20 protein-coding genes are annotated in these 17366 nt (G+C 68.3%); 12 read left to right on the top strand and 8 right to left on the bottom strand.

Going from position 1 to position 17366, the window contains the following annotated elements; genetic code table 11:
• Positions 1–76 precede the first annotated feature (76 nt).
• Entirely contained in the window at positions 77–484 is a 408-nt protein-coding gene (locus tag THITH_RS15295; protein ID WP_232222210.1) for a DsrE family protein, read from the top strand.
• Between the two features lie 35 nt (positions 485–519).
• On the opposite strand, the gene murU is transcribed toward THITH_RS15295, so the two are convergent.
• From murU to THITH_RS15280, 3 genes are read right to left on the bottom strand one after another with little or no spacing between them, the layout of a single operon-like run.
• Positions 520–1230: an N-acetylmuramate alpha-1-phosphate uridylyltransferase MurU gene (murU, locus tag THITH_RS15290; protein ID WP_006746936.1), complete on the bottom strand. Its 711-nt coding sequence runs from the start codon at positions 1228–1230 to the stop codon at positions 520–522.
• On the bottom strand, positions 1227–2258 hold the full coding sequence (locus tag THITH_RS15285; protein ID WP_006746937.1) for an aminoglycoside phosphotransferase family protein: 1032 nt from the start codon (positions 2256–2258) through the stop codon (positions 1227–1229). Before THITH_RS15285 ends, murU begins: the two co-directional genes overlap by 4 nt.
• Positions 2255–3058: a metallophosphoesterase gene (locus THITH_RS15280; protein WP_198019454.1), complete on the bottom strand. Its 804-nt coding sequence runs from the start codon at positions 3056–3058 to the stop codon at positions 2255–2257. The genes THITH_RS15285 and THITH_RS15280 overlap by 4 nt, the downstream gene beginning before the upstream one ends.
• Before the next feature lie 139 nt (positions 3059–3197).
• Here THITH_RS15280 and dksA point away from each other — a divergent pair, with 139 nt between their 5' ends.
• Entirely contained in the window at positions 3198–3608 is a 411-nt protein-coding gene (dksA, locus tag THITH_RS15275) for an RNA polymerase-binding protein DksA (RefSeq protein WP_006746939.1), read from the top strand.
• A gap of 73 nt (positions 3609–3681) precedes the next feature.
• Here the strand turns inward: dksA and speE are convergent, their stop codons facing one another.
• Complete coding sequence (speE, locus tag THITH_RS15270) at positions 3682–4536, bottom strand: polyamine aminopropyltransferase (protein ID WP_006746940.1); 855 nt, start codon at positions 4534–4536, stop codon at positions 3682–3684.
• Between the two features lie 162 nt (positions 4537–4698).
• Here speE and speA point away from each other — a divergent pair, with 162 nt between their 5' ends.
• The 8 genes from speA to THITH_RS15230 all read left to right on the top strand — a co-directional run bounded on the left by speA (position 4699) and on the right by THITH_RS15230 (position 12275).
• Positions 4699–6582: a biosynthetic arginine decarboxylase gene (gene speA, locus THITH_RS15265; protein WP_006746941.1), complete on the top strand. Its 1884-nt coding sequence runs from the start codon at positions 4699–4701 to the stop codon at positions 6580–6582.
• An 8-nt stretch (positions 6583–6590) separates the two neighbouring features.
• Complete coding sequence (locus THITH_RS15260) at positions 6591–6827, top strand: YcgL domain-containing protein (RefSeq protein WP_041483899.1); 237 nt, start codon at positions 6591–6593, stop codon at positions 6825–6827.
• 109 nt (positions 6828–6936) lie between these two features.
• A complete protein-coding gene (typA, locus tag THITH_RS15255) occupies positions 6937–8754 on the top strand; it encodes a translational GTPase TypA (RefSeq protein ID WP_006746943.1) in 1818 nt (605 codons plus the stop codon).
• A gap of 227 nt (positions 8755–8981) precedes the next feature.
• Entirely contained in the window at positions 8982–9503 is a 522-nt protein-coding gene (locus tag THITH_RS15250; RefSeq protein ID WP_006746944.1) for a GspH/FimT family pseudopilin, read from the top strand.
• Complete coding sequence (locus THITH_RS15245; protein WP_006746945.1) at positions 9500–9934, top strand: type IV pilin protein; 435 nt, start codon at positions 9500–9502, stop codon at positions 9932–9934. Before THITH_RS15250 ends, THITH_RS15245 begins: the two co-directional genes overlap by 4 nt.
• Positions 9935–10053: 119 nt before the next feature.
• Positions 10054–10476: a type IV pilus modification protein PilV gene (gene pilV, locus THITH_RS15240; RefSeq protein ID WP_041483898.1), complete on the top strand. Its 423-nt coding sequence runs from the start codon at positions 10054–10056 to the stop codon at positions 10474–10476.
• A complete protein-coding gene (locus THITH_RS15235) occupies positions 10473–11099 on the top strand; it encodes a prepilin-type N-terminal cleavage/methylation domain-containing protein (RefSeq protein WP_006746947.1) in 627 nt (208 codons plus the stop codon). Before pilV ends, THITH_RS15235 begins: the two co-directional genes overlap by 4 nt.
• Positions 11100–11111: 12 nt before the next feature.
• Positions 11112–12275, top strand: coding sequence for a pilus assembly PilX family protein (locus tag THITH_RS15230; RefSeq protein WP_006746948.1), 1164 nt, complete (start codon positions 11112–11114; stop codon positions 12273–12275).
• Between the two features lie 54 nt (positions 12276–12329).
• On the opposite strand, the gene THITH_RS15225 is transcribed toward THITH_RS15230, so the two are convergent.
• A complete protein-coding gene (locus tag THITH_RS15225; protein ID WP_006746949.1) occupies positions 12330–13091 on the bottom strand; it encodes a sulfite exporter TauE/SafE family protein in 762 nt (253 codons plus the stop codon).
• Here THITH_RS15225 and THITH_RS15220 point away from each other — a divergent pair.
• The gene (locus THITH_RS15220) at positions 13084–13749 is read left to right on the top strand and encodes a DUF4124 domain-containing protein (protein ID WP_025367621.1); all 666 of its coding nucleotides are present in this window, start codon (positions 13084–13086) and stop codon (positions 13747–13749) included. The genes THITH_RS15225 and THITH_RS15220 overlap by 8 nt on opposite strands.
• Before the next feature lie 78 nt (positions 13750–13827).
• On the opposite strand, the gene argB is transcribed toward THITH_RS15220, so the two are convergent.
• The 3 genes from argB to coaBC all read right to left on the bottom strand — a co-directional run bounded on the left by argB (position 13828) and on the right by coaBC (position 16520).
• Positions 13828–14706 (bottom strand): acetylglutamate kinase, encoded by an 879-nt coding sequence (argB, locus tag THITH_RS15215; RefSeq protein WP_006746951.1) that lies wholly within the window; start codon positions 14704–14706, stop codon positions 13828–13830.
• 122 nt (positions 14707–14828) lie between these two features.
• Positions 14829–15290, bottom strand: a complete 462-nt coding sequence (gene dut / locus THITH_RS15210; RefSeq protein WP_006746952.1) for a dUTP diphosphatase — start codon at positions 15288–15290, stop codon at positions 14829–14831.
• Between the two features lie 15 nt (positions 15291–15305).
• Positions 15306–16520, bottom strand: coding sequence for a bifunctional phosphopantothenoylcysteine decarboxylase/phosphopantothenate--cysteine ligase CoaBC (coaBC, locus tag THITH_RS15205; RefSeq protein ID WP_006746953.1), 1215 nt, complete (start codon positions 16518–16520; stop codon positions 15306–15308).
• A gap of 139 nt (positions 16521–16659) precedes the next feature.
• On the opposite strand from coaBC, the gene radC reads away from it, so the two are divergent.
• Positions 16660–17331, top strand: a complete 672-nt coding sequence (gene radC / locus THITH_RS15200; RefSeq protein ID WP_006746954.1) for a RadC family protein — start codon at positions 16660–16662, stop codon at positions 17329–17331.
• The last annotated feature ends 35 nt before the right edge of the window (positions 17332–17366 follow it).

Raw genomic sequence — 17366 nt, 5'->3', positions numbered from 1 at the left:
GCGGAGCGGCGCACTCGAACGGCCGCCGGAACCGGCGTGCGCCGAACGGCGCCGTTTCCATCGCGGGTTGCTGTTCGTGCTGTTGGCGGCTGCGGCTGCCGGTAGCGTCGCGTGGGCCGGACCGGGTCGTTCGCGCGTGGTCTATCACGTGAACCGCAGCGATACCGAAACGCAGCGGAATGCATTGCAAAGGGTGCAGGATCACATTGATTCCGTTGGTGCCGAGAACCTGGAGATCCGCGTCGTGTTGCACGGTGGCGGCGTCGATCTGTTGCTGGCCGCGAATCACGACGCGCCGATCCGGGACGGCATTGATGCGCTGAAGCTGCAGGGCGTGCGCTTCGAGGTCTGCGGGCACACGTTGGCCCGGCGGCAGATACCGGTGGACGCGCTCTACGATGCCCGCGACGCCGATGTCGTGCACAGCGGCGTCGCGCGGCTTTCGGATCTGCAACGTCAGGGCTACATCTATGTCAAACCCTGAGTTCCTCTCTCCCCCGACCCTCTAGCGAGGGTGCTCTACGGAGCGTTGACCCGGCGCAGGCCGGGTTTTTTTTGTCCGTCGGTCGGACCCGCTTCGGTCCGAAGCGCCACGTCGAGCGCGCGCAGGCGCTCGGGTGTGCCGACATCGACCCAGGTGCCGCGATAATGCTCTCCGCCGACCGCGCCCGCAGCGATCGCCGATCGCAGCACGGGTGCGAGCGGGCTACGGCCCCGGGGCAGCGCCGCGAACAGTTCCGGCCGGTACCAGCCGATGCCGCTGAAGGTGTAACGGCGCGTGCCGGCGAGCGCGACTCTGCTGCCGTTCAGCGCGAAATCCCCGGCCGGGTGGTGCGCGGGATTGTCCACCAGCACCAGGTGGGCGAGGGTTTCGTCCCCGAGCGCCGGCGGGGTCAGCGGGTGGTCGCACCAGATGTCGGCATTGATCGCCAGGAACGGCCCGGGGCCGAGCCAGTCCAGAACCTCGCGGATTCCGCCAGCCGTTTCCAGCGCCCCCGCGGGTTCGCGCGAGTATCGGATCCCGACCCCGAACCGGCTGCCGTCGCCGATCCGTTCCACGATGCGTTCCCCGAGGTGTGCCACGTTGATCACGATTTCCTGGTAACCGGCGGCGTGCAGGCGCCGAATACCGTGCTCGATCAGCGCGGCGCCTCCGGCTTCGAGCAGGGGCTTGGGCGTGTGGTCGGTCAGCGGTCGCATGCGTTCGCCGCGTCCCGCTGCCAGGATCATCGCGCGCACGGTTGCCCCGCGCGGTCGAAGTGCGAGCGGAACCAGCGCGCCACCGGCGCGACCTCCTGTGCCCGCAGGCCGCGGTCGAGCAGCCGCCACAAGCGCGGTTGGTGCACCTGGTAGCCGGGCTTGCCGTCGCGGCGTGCGAGGCGGGTGAAAATCCCGATGATCTTGACCGTGCGCTGCACCCCCAGCACGCGGTAGTGATGCAGGAACGCCGCGCGCGGCCAGGGCCCAGTCGCAAGGGCGGCGTCGAGCAGCGCCTCCTGCACCTGCGGGGATACGTCGCGACGGGCATCCTCGAGCAGCGACACGAGGTCGTAGGCGGGGCTGCCGAGCACGGCGTCCTGGAAGTCGAGCAGCCCGCAGGATTCGACGCCCTGTCCATCCGCCAGCAGCATCAGGTTGTCGACATGGAAATCGCGCAGCACCAGGGTGGGCGGCAGTTCCGGCAGCGCAGCCAGGGTTTCGTGCCAGGCTTGTTCGTATTCGCTTCGCAGCGCCGGCTCGGCAGCGTGGCCCCAGGCTTCCGGCCAGTACCAGTCGACGAACAGCCGGACCTCGCGCAGCAGCAGTTCGGGGCCGTAGGCCGGCAGCCCGCTCGGTTCCAGCCCTGGCCCTTGTTGCGCCCAGCGCAGTTGCAGGGCGTGCAGGGTATCGGCCGCGAGTCGGTACAGCGCGGACTCGGATGCCCCGGCGGCGAGAGCTCGAGTGAAAGTGCGGTCGCCCAGATCCTCGAGCAGGAGGAATCCCCGCGCCGGGTCGCTGGCCAGGATCCGCGGCGCCCTCAGGCCCAGCGCGTGCAGGATGCCCGCCACCTGCAGGAAGGGCCCGATGTCTTCGCGTTCGGGGGGCGCGTCCATGATCACGACGCTCTGGTCGCCGCGCCGGCTCCGGAAATATCGCCGGAAGCTGGCATCGCTGCCCAGCGGCCATGCCGGCGCGAAGCCCGGGTCGATTTCCCGTAGCCAGTGGTTCAGCGCGTCCGCCCGCGGGTCGGGGCGCGGCTCGATCGCTGCGGCATTCATGCCGGCAGGGGGCCGGTGCCGGCCACGCGCCGGACATCGGTTTCGAGACGCCCATCCGGGTGCAGGGTCAGCACGCGATAGCCGGCATCGTCCGGATCGAGTGCGAAATCCTCCGATCCGGGCAGGAACTGCACGCAGGTGGACGGGCTGCCGAGCAGCCGTATGTGCCCGTGCATCGCGTCGAACGGCTGGTGGATATGCCCGAACACGCAGGCCCGCACACGCGGATGGCGTTCCAGCACCGCGAGCAGGTCGCTGCCGTTGCGCAATCCGATCGCATCCAGCCACAGGCTGCCGACCGGTACCACCGGGTGGTGGACCGCCACCAGCACCCAGCACTCCGGATGGCGGGCGAGGCATTCCTCGAGCCGGTCGAGTTCCTCCGGTCGCAGCCGCCCGGCGGTGTGTCCCGGCCAGCACGAGTCCAGACCGACGATCAGCCAGTTGCCGAGCCGGATGTCGCCGTCGAATCCGTGACCCGCGGCGACGAAGGTCTGCCGGGCCAGCCCCGGGTCGTCATGATTCCCCGCGAGCGCAAGGATGGGTGCGCCGAGCGCGGCGAGACGTGCCTCCAGCCGCCGGTAGGCCTGCGCCTCGGGGTCCTCGGCGAGATCCCCGGTCACGAGCAGCAGTGCAGCGGGCGGCAGGCGCGCCTCGATGTCGGCGAGTACCGCCTCGAGCTGGGCATCGCTGTCCGGGTACCCGGGACGCAGCGGTCTCGGGCTGCGGCCGAGGTGGGTATCGGTGATCTGGACCAGGGTTGCGGTCGGTGGTGTCGTCGCCACGTTGCTGTCCCTCATGTTCGCCCGTGGGCCGGGCGTTGCCACGTTGGCGCCCTTGCGCCATGGGTTCGACTATACTGGTCGGATTGCATCAAAAACGAGTACCGTTTCCCGCGTCCGTGATTCGGTCGCGGCATCCCAGGTGAAGGAAGTCGGCATGGATACAGCACCCTCTGAATACCGGCCCTCGGCTGACGAGCCGTACATGAATCCGCGCCAGCTCGAGTACTTTCGGCGCAAACTCCAGGCGTGGCGCGAGGAATTGATCGCGGAATCGGAGGAGACCCTCGAGCATCTGCGTACCGAGAACTGGCAGGAGGCCGACCCGAACGACCGCGCAACCCACGAATCCGAAGCGAGCCTCGAACTGCGCACGCGGGATCGCTACCGCAAGCTGATCGGCAAGATCGACTCGGCGCTGCGCCGGATCGACCTCGGCGAATACGGCTACTGCGAGGAGACCGGCGAACCGATCGGACTCGCGCGCCTGGAGGCGCGCCCGATCGCGACGCTGAGCGTCGAGGCCCAGGAAGCGCACGAGCACGACGAGCGCCGCCGCTGGGAGTGACACCGGCACCGGACGGATTTCCGAAGACGGCTTGGCGGCACGCCCCGCGATTCGCCACCGTGTGGCGCGCGGCTCAGCCCTGCAGCTTCCGGCGCAGGAACTCGGGGGTGGCTCCGGCGGCCCGGTGGATCGCGGCGTTGTAGTATTCGGTCTGAAACGCAAGGGCCTCTGCCGCCTGTTCCCGGTGGAACCCGACGCGGCCGTCCTTCGCCGCAATCGTCGCGGTCCACCAGCCTGAGGGGTAGCTGGCCTGCGGGAAGTGGATCGTCCTGATGTCCGCGAAACCCGCGGCCCGCAGGCTGTCGTGCATCGGCCGGATGATGGGGTCGGCATGCAGGAGCGGCGATTCGCTCTGCTGCACCAGCAGCCCGTCGCGTCCCAGGGCGCGCAGGCAGTCCCGGTAGAAGGCGGTGGAGAACAGCCCCTCGGCCGGTCCGACCGGGTCGGTCGAATCCACGATGATCACGTCGACCGAACCGGGTTCGGCGTTCTTCACGTGAGCGATCCCGTCGTCGAACCGCAGTCGTGCGCGCGGGTCGTCGTTGGAGTCGCACAGCTGAGGGAAGTACTGCTCGGCCAGCCGGGTCACCCGCTCGTCGATGTCGACCTGCGTGGCCAGGCGTACGCAGTCGTGTTTCAGCACCTCGCGCAATGTGCCGCAGTCGCCGCCGCCGATGATCAGCACGTTCTTCGGGGCCGGGTGCGCGAACAGCACCGGGTGGGCCATCATCTCGTGGTAGATGAAGTTGTCGCGGTCGGTCAGCATCACGCAGCCGTCGATCACCATCAGCTTGCCGAAGCCCACGGTGTCGTAGATCTCGATCTTCTGGAACGGGGTCTGTTCCTCGTGCAGCTTCTCCCTGATGCGCAGGGAAAAACCAATGATGTCCTGATGGGGTTCGCTGAACCAGTTCTCGTCTAGGGTCATCGTCTGCGGGCTCCGGCGGTGGGTGGCGCGTATGATACGGTTTCGACGCCGGCCCCTCACCCCCTGGTCTGGCGGATCGGGCCGGGGCCGGGAACGGCAGGTGCCCGTTGCCGGCGGGCGAAGGTCGGGAAGAGGGAACGCGGGATACCCCGGGGAGCATGCATGAACGAATCCGACTGGACGCTGGAGCAGGCGCGACGCGCCTACAGCATCGAGCACTGGAACGGCGGTTTCTTCGATATCAACGATCGCGGCCATGTGGTGATGCGCCGCCCGGACTGGCCCGAACACCCCGGTGTCGACCTGTTCGAATTGGCGCAGCGCCTGCGTCAGGAGCACATCGGCCCGCCGGTGCTGGTGCGTTTCCAGGACATCCTCGGTTCGCGGGTGCAGCGCCTGACCCAGGCCTTCGCCCGGGCGGCGGAAGAACTCGACTACGACGGCGGCTATACCGCGATCTACCCGATCAAGGTCAACCAGCAGCATTCCGTGATGCGGCGCATCCTGTCCGAGCCCGGCGCCCGGGTGGGCCTGGAGGCAGGTTCCAAGCCCGAATTGATGGCGGTGCTGGCGCTCGCCCCGGCGGGCGCGGTGATCGTCTGCAATGGCTACAAGGACCGCGAGTACGTGCGCCTCGCGCTGATCGGGCGGCGGCTTGGGCACCGGGTCTACATCGTCGTCGAGAAGCCTTCGGAGCTCGAGGAAGTCATCCGTCAGTCGGCGGACATGGGGATTGCGCCGCTGCTCGGCCTGCGCGTGCGTCTGGCGTCGATCGGCAAGGGGAAATGGCAGAACACGGGAGGCGAGAAGGCCAAGTTCGGCCTGTCCGCGGCCGATGTGTTGCACCTGCTGGAACGGCTCCGGGAGATGGATTGGCTGGCGCAGCTGCAGCTGCTGCATTTCCACATGGGGTCGCAGATCGCGAACATCCGGGATATCCAGGCCGGCATGGGCGAGGCCGCACACTACTTCGCGGCGCTGAACGACGCCGGTGCGCAGCTGCAGGTGGTCGATGTCGGCGGCGGCCTCGGGGTCGACTACGAGGGCACGCGCTCGCGCAACGACTGTTCGATGAATTACTCGGTCGAGGAGTATGCGCTGAACATCCTGCGCCCGCTGGCGCAGATCTGCCGCGATCAGCATCGGCCGATGCCCGAGATCTTTACCGAGTCCGGCCGCGCGATGACCGCGCATCACGCGGTGCTGATCACCAACGTGATCGACTGCGAACGCGCGCCCGGAGCGACGGCGCCGGCTGCCGCGGAGCCTGGCGAACCTTCGGTGCTGGCCGATATGCGCGCTCTGCTCGAAGATGATCGCCGCCCGGCCTCGGAGATCTATCACGATGCCGCGTACGGGCTCTCCGAGTCGCAGGCGCGCTTCGCTCGTGGCCTGCTGTCGTTGGAGGACCGTGCCCGCGCCGAAGAGCTGTATTTCGTGATCTGCCAGCGGCTGCTGCAACGGGAGGGTGCCACGCTGCCCGGCGAGATCCGAACCGAACTGGTCGACAAGCTCGCAGACAAGTACTTCTGCAATTTTTCGGTGTTTCAGTCGATCCCGGATGCCTGGGCGATCGACCAGGTGTTTCCCGTGCTGCCGCTGCACCGTCTCGACGAGCCGCCCGCGCGCCGGGCGGTGCTGCAGGATCTGACCTGCGACTCGGACGGGCATGTCGACCGCTACGTCGAGGGCGAAACGACCACCAGCACGCTGGCGCTGCATCCCTGGCGCGACGGCGAGGAGTATTTCCTCGGGATTTTCCTAGTCGGGGCCTACCAGGAGATCCTCGGCGACCTGCACAACCTGTTCGGCGACACCGATTCGATCAACGTCGAGCTCACCGAGGACGGTGGCTACCGGCTGCTCGACCCGGAACGCGGCGATACCGTCGACGAACTGTTGCGCTATGTGCATTTCGAACCCGACGCGCTGCGCCGGGCCTACCGCGACAAGATCTACGCGATCGGCCTGCGCGGCGCCGAGGCCGGGGCGCTGCTCTCGGAACTCGAACACGGCCTGACCGGCTACACCTATCTCGAGGACTGAACCGCGTGGTGCACTGTTACGTCTATCACAGCAGCCGCAGACCCGGCACCTACGTGTATCTGCCGCGACGCGATGACTTCGCCGGTGTCCCGCAGGCGCTGCTCGACGCGCTCGGCCGGCTCGAGTTCGCGCTCGCGTTCGATCTGCCCCCCGAGCGGCGTCTCGCGCAGGAGGACACCGCGACCGTGCTCGCCAACCTCGAGTCCAAGGGCTTTCACCTGCAGCTGCCGCCGCCGGAGGAATGATCGACCGCTCCTGCCGCGGTTTCGGCGGAGCGCGAGCGGGGATTTGCGCGGCAGCGACAGCGGGAAACGGGTATAATCCGCGCCCTTTTCTCTTTCGAGTCCGCCCCGCATGACCGCGAACCTTCGCAATATCGCCATCATCGCCCACGTCGATCATGGCAAGACCACTCTCGTCGACCAGTTGCTGCGCCAGTCCGGCACCCTCGACGCCCGTACCGAGCAGGGCGAGCGCGTGATGGATTCCAATGCCATCGAGAAGGAACGCGGCATCACCATCCTCGCGAAGAACACCGCGATCCGCTGGCAGGACTACCGGATCAACATCGTCGACACGCCGGGGCACGCGGACTTCGGTGGCGAGGTCGAGCGAGTGCTGTCGATGGTCGATTCGGTGCTGCTGCTGGTCGACGCGGTCGACGGCCCGATGCCGCAGACCCGCTTCGTGACATCGAAGGCCTTCGCGATGGGGTTCAAACCCATCGTGGTGGTGAACAAGATCGATCGGCCCGGCGCCCGTCCGGACTGGGTCATCGACCAGGTCTTCGACCTGTTCGACCGCCTTGGCGCGACCGACGAGCAGCTGGACTTCCCCATCGTCTACGCATCTGCGCTGCAGGGTTATGCAGGCCTCGAACCGGACGTTCGCGCAGGCGACATGAACTGTCTGTTCGAGACCATCGTCGAGCGCGTGCCGCCGCCGGACGTCGATGAGGCCGGCCCGTTCCAGATGCAGGTCTCGTCGCTGGACTACAACAGCTACCAGGGTCTGATCGGCATCGGCCGGATCCGCCGTGGCCGCATTCGCAGCAACACCCCGGTCAAAGTGGTCGACCGCGCCGGCCATGTCCGCAACGGGCGCGTGCTGCAGATCATGGGCTTCCACGGGCTGCAGCGAATCGAGGTGGCGGAGGCGGCGGCCGGCGACATCATCACCTTCACCGGGATGGACGAGCTCTACATTTCGGACACGCTCTGCGACCCGGCATGCGCCGAAGGGCTGCCGCCGCTGACCGTCGACGAGCCCACCGTCAGCATGACTTTCCAGGTGAACACCTCGCCGTTCGCGGGCCGCGAGGGCAAGTACGTGACCTCGCGCGTGCTGCGCGACCGTCTGCTCGAGGAGCTCAAGCACAACGTCGCGCTGCGCGTGGAGGAAACCGACGACGCCGACAAGTTCAAGGTCTCCGGACGCGGCGAGCTGCACCTCGGCATTCTGATCGAGAACATGCGGCGCGAGGGCTACGAGCTCGGTGTGTCCCGCCCCGAGGTGGTGCTGCGCGAGATCGAGGGCGAGATCTGCGAACCCTACGAACGGGTCGCGATCGACATCGAGGAGGCGCACCAGGGTGCGGTGATGGAGGCGCTGGGCACCCGCCGTGGCGAACTGCAGGATATGGTGCCCGACGGCAAGGGCCGCGTGCGGCTGGACTACGTGATGCCCTCGCGCGGACTGATCGGTTTCCAGACCGAGTTCCTGACCACGACCTCGGGCACCGGCATTCTCCATCACGTGTTCGAGCACTACGGACCGTACCGCGCGGGCGCGATCGGCGCGCGCAACAACGGGGTGCTGATCGCCAACGGTGCCGGCAAGGCACTCGGATACGCGCTGTTCAACCTGCAGGACCGCGGGCGTCTGTTCATCGGCCCGGGCGAGGATGTCTACGAGGGCATGGTGATCGGCATCCACTCGCGCGACAACGACCTCGTGGTGAACCCGCTGAAGGCCAAGCAGCTCACCAACATCCGCGCATCCGGCTCCGACGAGAACATCCTGCTGACGCCGCCGATCCGGATGACGCTGGAGCAGGCGATCGAATTCATCGATGAAGACGAGCTCGTCGAAGTCACACCCGAGAACATCCGCATCCGCAAGAAATTCCTGCTCGAGCACGAGCGCAAGCGCGCGGCTCGGGCCAGCGCCTGAGAAGCCCGCGCCCGCCGTCGATGCGTCGTGACCCGGGGTTCCCCCCCGGGCGCAGGATGATCTGCCGGGACGAGTGCGCCGGTCCGGGGACGGGGCGCAAGCACCAGCGCCTGCTTCCTGCGCCATCGACGCGGTGACACCGGAACCGCACGCGGCCTTCACTTCGTGTCGGGCGCGCGCTATTCTGAATCGGTAGCGGTTTCAAGCCTCATGGATGGAGGCCAACGATGCGCAGGGAAGCGGGCCTTACCCTGGTAGAACTCCTCGTCACGATTGCGGTGCTCGGTGTGCTGCTGACCCTGGGCGTGCCCAGGTTCGGGAACTGGGCCGACGACGCGCGTCTGGTCAGCGCGACCAATCGGCTCGTCTCCGCACTCCATTTCACGCGTTCGGAGGCGATCCGGCGCAACGCCCGGGTCACGCTGTGCAACAGCGCGGACGGCACGACCTGCGCAGCCAATGGCGGCTGGGAGCAGGGCTGGATCGTGTTCGTCGACACTGCTGGAACCGGGGCGCGGGACGAAGGCGACCCCCTGTTGGCCGTCGGGCAGGCGGTGGCCGGCAGTATCGCGATCAGCGGCAACGGCCCGGTGCGGCGCTACGTCTCCTATGTCGGTCTGGGCGCCACGCGGCGCGCGAACGGCGCGCTGCAGATGGGGACGCTGAGCGTCTGCGGCGCGCGCGCGGGCCGCCAGATCGTGATCAGCCGCACCGGCCGCCCGCGCCTGCAGCATGAAGGCTGCGCATGACCGCGCGCCGGGCTCCGGAGATCCGGCGGCGCCACCGCGGCGCGGCACGAGGGTTCAGCCTGGTGGAACTGCTGGTGGTGATCGCCGTGCTCGCGCTGCTGGCGGCCATCGCCTGGCCGTCCTACCGCGACACGGTGCTGAAGGCGCAGCGCGCGGATGCCCGGGCCGCACTGTTGCAGGCGGCCCACCGGCTGGAACGCTGTCATACCCTGAACGGCAGCTATCTGCATCCCGACTGCGCGATCCCCGACACCTCGCCGGACGGGCATTACCGGCTGATCGAGCCGGAGCCGCGTGCTGCGCTCGCCTACCGTCTTCGCGCCGTTCCGATCGGACCGCAGGCGGCCGACGCTGGCAACTGTGCCTGGCTGGAACTGGATCAGCGCGGACAACGGACGGCATCGGGCCATCCCGGGGCCTCCTGCTGGTGACGGGCTGCGGCATGCGTCGGTCGGGCCGGGCGATCCCTGCGGCGCCAGTACGTGGCGGATTACGGTGTGCGCGCGGCGCGAAGCCCCCGCGGCCTGCCTCGGCGGCGCCACGATGCCCCATCCTGCCGGTTTCCCGATCGCGCCGCGGCTTCACGCTGATCGAAGTGCTGATCGCACTGCTGGTGTTCGCGTTCGGGCTTCTGGGGTTGGCCGTGCTGCAGTTGGGCACGCTGCAGGCGACCCATTCGTCCTACCAGCGCACCGTCGCCAGCGTCTTCGCGATCGACATCGCGGAGCGGTTGTGGCTGGGCGTCGCCAATGGCCAGGTCCAGACCGACTGGCTGGCGGACTGGCAGGAGCAGCGTTCCTGCGGGACCGACGATGGCCATGTCTGCCTGCCCGATTTGCAGGTCGCCGTGGACCGTGACGGCGATCGGCATCGGATCACCGTGTCATGGGCGGAGACGCGCTTCGACGATGCGACCGGCGGGCGCAGTGCGTTCGACTATGTCCTCACCCTGCCGCCCGAGACGCTGCCGTGAACGGGTACCGCCGCCGTGGCCGCAGGGGGTGCCCCGCGAACCCACAGCGCGCGTTTTCGCTGGTCGAGCTGCTGGTGGCGATGGCGCTGGGCCTGTTGCTGGCCGGAGCGGCCGCCGGGATGACGCTGAGCGTGCGCCAGGTGTCCTGGGAACAGGATCGTGTCGCTTCGCTGAAGGAGAACCTCCGGTTCGCGGCCGACTTCATGATTCGCGATATCCGGCCCGCTGGTCTGCTCGCCACTGGCGGACTCGACCTTTCTTCGGGGCTGGAACCCGGCGACCCGAATCAGGCCGTCCAGCAGGTCTTCACCGTGCGCAAGGCTGGAATGAACTGCCTGGGCGAAGTCGGTCCATGGGTCGCCAGTGTCTACAGCGTCGCCAACGGGCAGCTGCGCTGCGGCAACGATGCCGTTCCCCCGCAGGTCCAGCCACTGGTCGATCACGTGCAGGCGATGACCGCAGTGGCGCTGGATGCCGACGGTGCTGCGGACTGGAGCCGCCCGGCGGCGCTGCGGGTCGAACTGGTGCTGCGCAGCCCTCAGGGCGCGCCGGAAGCGTCGTATCGTCTGGAGTTCGTGGCCGGCCTGCGCAACGCGGTGCTGGAGCAGTATTCATCCGACTGAGGAGGCATTGCGATGGAACGGGGTGCCGATGGGCAACGGGGGCTGGTGCTGATCGTGGTGCTGTCGTTGATCACGATCGCGAGTCTGGTGGCGCTGACCGGCATGGAACTTGCACGAGTCAACGAACAGCTGGCCGCCAACCAGCGGCAGGTTGCCGAGGTCTTCATGGCGGCCGACGCCGGATGGGTACAGGCGGCGCGCTGGTGGGAGGAGTTTACCGACGGCGAGCCCAACCATCGGCATTTCTGGAACGACGCGCCGGGCGCGCTCGCGGCCATCGGGACGCTCGATCGCGTGCCGCGCCCGGGGCTGCAATGGACCGTCGACGAACTTCGGTTCGACGGTGACGTGGTATGGATGGCCAGCCGTGGTGCGCCGGTTGGCGGATTCACGGCCCGCGAGATCCGCGTCGGGTACCGCCGGCCGATGGCGGCGTCGATGGATCGCCTCGCGCCGGTCACCGTCGCCGGCCCGCTGGGAGAGTACACGGCTCCGGATCTGCGGGTTCTGCATGGATCGCCGGAAGCGGCTGCGGGACCGTCGATCACGACCGCGAGCGCCGACGACGCGGAACGGCTGCGCTCGGAACTGGAAGACGACCAGCTGGCGCGGCTTCCGGGCGGCATCGACGCCGCGGACAGCGGCCTGTCCGATCCCGAAGGCCTGCGGGCATTGGTCGATAGCATTGCCGGGACACCGGGGGCGTACGATGGCCCGCTGCCAGGCGATTTCGGATCCCTCGAAAGCCCGGGCATCCAGGTCATCCGCGGGACCGACGGACAGGCGATCGACTTGCATCTGACCGGGCGCGTCCGGGGTGCGGGGATCCTGGTGGTCACGGGCAAGCTGTCGCTGGAGCAGGCGCCGGACTTTTCCGGCCTGATCATCGTGCTCGGCGGGGTGTTCGAGGTCGACCGCGGAGCCGGGCGCATCGACGGCGCGATCGTTCTGCACGGCATCGAGGATCCCGCGGCCCGGGAGTGGTCGACCGACCCGAACGGTAGCGATTTTCGGGTCGGCGCAAGGCTGGAACTCGGACCGGGGCAGGAAGCCCTGAACCGGGTATGGGATCAACTGCCCGCACAGACGCGGGCGTTGTGGGACGAACTCGCAGGTGCCACCGGGCCGGCGGGATCGGGGCGGCTTTTCGGCTGGGCCGAATCGCCGGGGATCTGATGTCCCTGGCGGTGCTCGGTGGGCACCGAGTGTCCCGCATCGCTTCACAGGCTCCTAGGGACCCGGAAGCAGCAGCGCGATGCCGGTCAGTACCGTCACGATCTCGAACACCCGCTTGACCAGCCGATTGCCGTAGCGATGCGCGAGACTGGCGCCCAGGTATCCGCCTGCGAAGCTGCCGATCAGCAGCGCCGGAAGCCAGTCCCAGCGCACCTCTCCGAGCGTACCGAGCACCAGCGCCCCGGTCCCGTTCCAGAACAGTCCGACCAGCACCAGGGTGTAGGCCACTGCCTGCGTGTACGACAGGCCGTACCAGCGCACCAGCCAGAGCGTGACCATCAGCCCGGTGCCCGAGGTCAGCGAGCCGTTCAGGACGCCGATCAGGAACAGGCCCAGCGCGCCGGTCGTGGCATGGGTCCAGTCGCTGGTGACTGTGACAGTCGCCTGGCCGAGCTGCGGGCGCCGCCAGGAGTACCAGCCCAGGCCGATGGTCAGGAGTCCGAGCGCGATCTCGCCGGCCCGAGGCGGAATCTCGAGCACCAGCAATGCGCCGATGATCACCCCGGGTAATCCGGCGGCGAGGATCAGTACTAGTCGCCCTGCGTCGAATGTGTTTTCCTTGAGGTGGCGGACGCTGGCGCCGGCACCCAGCGCGACCGACGCGATCTTGTGGGTCGCCAGCGCCACCGGGAACGGCAACCCCAGGAAGATCAGCGCCGGCAGTTGCAACAGCCCGGCACCGCCACCGGCCAGAGCCGAAAGGCCGTTGGCGACCAGCGCGATCAGGATCAGACCAAGGTGATCGAGGATGGACATCGCACAGACGATACGCAAAGCCTGGCTTCTAGTTCCATGGCTGCTGGTGCCCTCGCTGGTCGATGCGCAGATCTACCGCTGGGTGGACGACGCAGGGGTCGTGCATTTCACGACCACGCCGCCACCGGAAACGGCCCACCGCGAGCGCAGAGTGCTCGACCGTCACGGGATCGAGCGGGACGTGTTGCCGGCTCCGATGACACCCGAGGAGCGGGAACGCCAGGAAGTCGAGCGCGAGCGGGAGCGAATCGAGATGCAACGGCGGGAGCAAGAACAGGCGCGCCGAATCGAGGAGGGCAGGGCGCTTAATGCCCGGGTCCGCCAGTTGCACCATGCCTTTGCGAGTGTCGACGAAATCATCGAACAGCGTGACCGGAGGCTCGCGCTGGTCGCCAACACGCTTGCGCTCAGCGCGAATCAGGAAGCGACCCTGCAGCGTGAACGGGACCGCATCGCCGCCCAGCTCGACGATCCGCGTGCGAGCCCCGAGAATCGCGAACGCTACCGCCGCGAACTCGCTGATCTGGACCGACGCATCGCGCAGGAGCAAGCGTTTCAGCAGCGCCAGCGCGCGGCGATGGACGACATCCGCGCGCAAGCCGCCGCAGACATCCAGGACTACGAGCGGCTGGTGCTGCCGGTTCCGGTCGGGCCCTAGCAGCCCAAGAAGTCCGACAGGCTGCTAGACGGGATATGCCGGTCTGAAGCACGCTGTGGGCGCTGCCCGCATGGCCCACTAGCGGGTGATCAGCGTGCCCACCCCTTCGTTGGTCAGCAATTCCAGCAACACCGCATGCTCGACGCGCCCGTCGACGATATGCGTGGCCGTGACCCCGCTGCGCACCGCATCCAGTGCGCACTGGATTTTCGGGATCATGCCGCCGTGGATCACTCCGGTGCGGGTCAGGTCGTCGACCTCGGCGGCGCTCAGGCGCGGGAGCAATTGCCCCTGGGCGTCGAGAACCCCGGGTGTGTTGGTCAGCAGGAACAATTTCTCCGCGTCCAGCACGACCGCGAGTTTCTCCGCTGCGGTGTCCGCGTTGATGTTGTAGGCGTTGCCGTTGTGGTCGAAGCCGATCGGTGCGATCACCGGAATGAAGGCGCTGTGGTCCAGCGTGTGCACGATGTCCGGATCGACGCCCTCGACCTCGCCGACCAGCCCGAGATCGACCGCGGTCAGCCCCTCCGGCCCGTTGATCTCGCGCAACGGTCGGGCACGGATCAGCTGGCCGTCCTTGCCGGTCAGACCGACCGCGCGGCCCCCGAAGCGGTTGATCAGCGCGACGATTTCCTGGTTGACCAGGCCGCCAAGCACCATCTGCACCACGTCCATGGTTTCGCGGTCGGTGACCCGCAGGCCGTGGATGAACTCCGAGGTCTTGCCCAGGCGTTTCAGCAGGTTGCCGATCTGGGGCCCGCCGCCGTGAACCACCACCGGGTTCACGCCGACCTGCTTCAGCAGCACCACGTCGCGTGCGAACCCGGACTTCAGGTGTTCCTCGGTCATCGCGTTGCCACCGTACTTGATCACGATGGTCTTGCCTGCGAAGCGCTGGATGTAGGGCAGCGCCTCGATCAGCACATGGGCGACGGATTGGGCGGTGGTCTTGTCCATCGGGAGGCTCACAACGGGGAACGCCCTTATCTTATCGTGAACGGGCTTATCGTGAACGGGCGGGTGGGCGCGCAGCGTTCTGCCGGCGGAACGGGCGCGTGCCGGGTTCCGTTCCCGTGCGCTCAGCGGCGTCCGGACGATCCAAAGCCGCCGCTGCCGCGATCGCTCTGGTCGAAGTCCTGCACCACGTGAAAGCGCGGCTGGACCACCGGCACGATCACCAGTTGCGCAATGCGTTCCCCGACCGTGATCCGGAAAGGCTCCGCCCCGCGGTTCCAGCAGGACACCATCAACGGGCCCTGGTAATCCGAGTCGATCAGCCCTACCAGGTTGCCCAGCACGATGCCGTGCCGGTGCCCGAGGCCCGAACGCGGCAGGATCAGCGCGGCGAAACCCGGATCCTCGATGTGGATCGCGATGCCGGTGGGGATCAGCAGCGTCTCGCCCGGTGTCAGGTCGTAATCCGCGTCCAGGCAGGCGCGCAGATCTACCCCGGCAGACCCTGATGTGGCCGGAGTCGGCAACGGGAACTCATCCCCGATGCGCGGGTCGAGGATTTTAACGGCGATCGCGGGTACGGGCATCGGCAGGTCTCCCGGTCAGCTGGATGGGGTGGCCGCAGGCGTTGCGGCCATGCGTTCGGCGATCAGCCGGATCAGGGCCGGGGCCAGGGTCTCCTTCGGCTGCCCGGCGAATTCGCGTTCGCCACCCGGCCAGAGCACGGTCAGTGCGTTGTCGGGTGTGCCGATCGCGCGGCCGGCCGAGACATCGTTGGCGGCGATCATGTCGAGGCCCTTGCGCTCGAGTTTTGCGCGCGCGTGCCGGCGCAGGTCGTGGGTCTCGGCCGCGAACCCGACCACGAACGGGCGCGGCTGGCGCGCGGCGACCTCGGCGAGGATGTCCGGATTGCGCACCAGTTCCAGGGTCAGCGTCTGCGCATCCTTCTTCAGCTTCCGGCCCGCGGGCTCGCGCGGGCGATAGTCGGCCACGGCTGCCGCGGCAATGAACAGATCGGCCCCCTCGAGATGGTCGAACACCGCGCGACGCATGGCGGTGGCGGAGTCCACCGCCACCGCCTGCACTCCGGGGGGCACCGGCACCGCAAGGGGGCCGTGCACCAGGCAGACCCGGGCGCCGGCGGCACGCGCTGCCGTGGCGAGCGCCACGCCCATCCGCCCGGAACTCCGGTTGCCGATGAAACGCACCGGGTCGATCGCCTCGTGCGTCGGTCCGGCGGTGATCAACACCCGCTTTCCTGACAGCAGTCCAGGGGGCGGATCGAGCAGTGCCTGCAGGATCGCCGCGGGTTCGGCCATGCGCCCGGCGCCGTGTTCTCCGCAGGCCTGGTCGCCGTGTTCGGGGCCTACCATCCGGACACCGCGGGCGGCCAGCAGACGGTGATTGGCCTGCGTCGCCGGGTGTGCCCACATCACCCGGTTCATCGCCGGGGCCAGCAGGATCGGTGCCTCGGTCGCCAGGCACAGTGTGGTCAGCAAGTCGTCGGCGAGGCCGGCGGCCATGCGCGCGATCAGGTCCGCGGTGGCCGGTGCGATCACGACCCGGTCGGTCCAGCGCGCCAGCGCGATGTGGTCCATGCCGCTCTCCGCCTCGGCGTCCAGCAGATCGCTGCGCACCGGCAGGCCGGACAACGCCTGGAAAGTCAGTGGCGACACGAAAGCGCAGGCCGCGCGGGTCATCACCACGCGGACCTCGCAGTCGGCATCGCGCAGCCGCCGCACCAGCTCGCAGGCCTTGTAGGCCGCGATGCCGCCGCTCACGCCCAGCAGGATCTTCAGCGTCTGCCCGTTTGCCATCGGCAAAGCTTACCGCAAACCCCTCTGCGAGCCGCATCCGGTGCGGTCGAGTTCGCCGCGGTATCGCGCGCCCGCGCTTGGCCTGCGGCGGCGGGCATGGTATGAAACGCGCTGTGCAACCGGCCACACGGAGGTGGGAATGTCGATTGCGGACTGGCCGGCGGACGACCGTCCCCGGGAAAAGCTGCTGCGGCGCGGCCCGGCAGCGCTGTCCGATGCGGAACTGCTGGCGATCTTCCTGCGCACCGGCGTTGCTGGCAAGAGCGCGGTGGATCTCGCGCGCGAACTGTTGGCCCATTTCGGCGGGCTGCGGCCGCTGCTGCAGGCCGACCAGAACGCCTTCTGCCATGCGCGGGGGTTGGGGGATGCGAAGTACGCGCAGCTTCAGGCGGTGCTGGAGATGGGGCGCAGGCACCTGGCCGAATCGTTGCAGCGAGGCGATGCGATTACCTCGCCGGCGGCGACGCGCGCCTTCCTGTCCGCCCGGTTGCGCGACTATCCGTTCGAGGTCTTCGCCTGCCTGTTCCTGGACAACCGGCACCGGGTGGTCGCGTTCGAGGAGCTTTTCCGCGGCACCATCGACGGCGCCAGCGTGCATCCGCGCGAGGTCGTGCGCCGGGTGCTGCACCACAATGCCGCGGCGGTGATCCTGGCGCACAACCATCCCTCCGGGGTGGCCGAGCCCTCGCGGGCCGACGAGGCGATCACGCGGCGCCTGAGTGAGGCGCTGGGGCTGGTCGATGTGCGTGTGCTCGACCACGTGATCGTCGCCGATGGGATCGTGTCCTTCGCCGAGCGTGGACTGCTGTAGCATCCTGTCGGAACCGGCTGCCGGAGCGCGGCGCC

The sequence above is a fragment of the Thioalkalivibrio paradoxus ARh 1 genome, from assembly GCF_000227685.2.
GTDB classification, from domain to species: domain Bacteria; phylum Pseudomonadota; class Gammaproteobacteria; order Ectothiorhodospirales; family Ectothiorhodospiraceae; genus Thioalkalivibrio; species Thioalkalivibrio paradoxus.
The sequence above is the reverse complement of the archived record's forward strand: the minus strand, read 5'-3'. Positions and strand labels throughout refer to the sequence as shown.

Excerpts from the sequence above, each read along its gene's own strand:
- murU (WP_006746936.1), bottom strand. The coding sequence starts at position 1,230 with ATGATCCTGGCAGCGGGACGCGGCGAACGCATGCGACCGCTGACCGAC.
- THITH_RS15285 (WP_006746937.1), bottom strand. The coding sequence starts at position 2,258 with ATGAATGCCGCAGCGATCGAGCCGCGCCCCGACCCGCGGGCGGACGCG.
- THITH_RS15280 (WP_198019454.1), bottom strand. The coding sequence starts at position 3,058 with ATGAGGGACAGCAACGTGGCGACGACACCACCGACCGCAACCCTGGTC.
- dksA (WP_006746939.1), top strand. The coding sequence starts at position 3,198 with ATGGATACAGCACCCTCTGAATACCGGCCCTCGGCTGACGAGCCGTAC.
- speE (WP_006746940.1), bottom strand. The coding sequence starts at position 4,536 with ATGACCCTAGACGAGAACTGGTTCAGCGAACCCCATCAGGACATCATT.
- speA (WP_006746941.1), top strand. The coding sequence starts at position 4,699 with ATGAACGAATCCGACTGGACGCTGGAGCAGGCGCGACGCGCCTACAGC.
- typA (WP_006746943.1), top strand. The coding sequence starts at position 6,937 with ATGACCGCGAACCTTCGCAATATCGCCATCATCGCCCACGTCGATCAT.
- THITH_RS15250 (WP_006746944.1), top strand. The coding sequence starts at position 8,982 with ATGCGCAGGGAAGCGGGCCTTACCCTGGTAGAACTCCTCGTCACGATT.
- THITH_RS15245 (WP_006746945.1), top strand. The coding sequence starts at position 9,500 with ATGACCGCGCGCCGGGCTCCGGAGATCCGGCGGCGCCACCGCGGCGCG.
- THITH_RS15230 (WP_006746948.1), top strand. The coding sequence starts at position 11,112 with ATGGAACGGGGTGCCGATGGGCAACGGGGGCTGGTGCTGATCGTGGTG.
- THITH_RS15220 (WP_025367621.1), top strand. The coding sequence starts at position 13,084 with ATGGACATCGCACAGACGATACGCAAAGCCTGGCTTCTAGTTCCATGG.
- THITH_RS15225 (WP_006746949.1), bottom strand. The coding sequence starts at position 13,091 with ATGTCCATCCTCGATCACCTTGGTCTGATCCTGATCGCGCTGGTCGCC.
- argB (WP_006746951.1), bottom strand. The coding sequence starts at position 14,706 with ATGGACAAGACCACCGCCCAATCCGTCGCCCATGTGCTGATCGAGGCG.
- dut (WP_006746952.1), bottom strand. The coding sequence starts at position 15,290 with ATGCCCGTACCCGCGATCGCCGTTAAAATCCTCGACCCGCGCATCGGG.
- coaBC (WP_006746953.1), bottom strand. The coding sequence starts at position 16,520 with ATGGCAAACGGGCAGACGCTGAAGATCCTGCTGGGCGTGAGCGGCGGC.
- radC (WP_006746954.1), top strand. The coding sequence starts at position 16,660 with ATGTCGATTGCGGACTGGCCGGCGGACGACCGTCCCCGGGAAAAGCTG.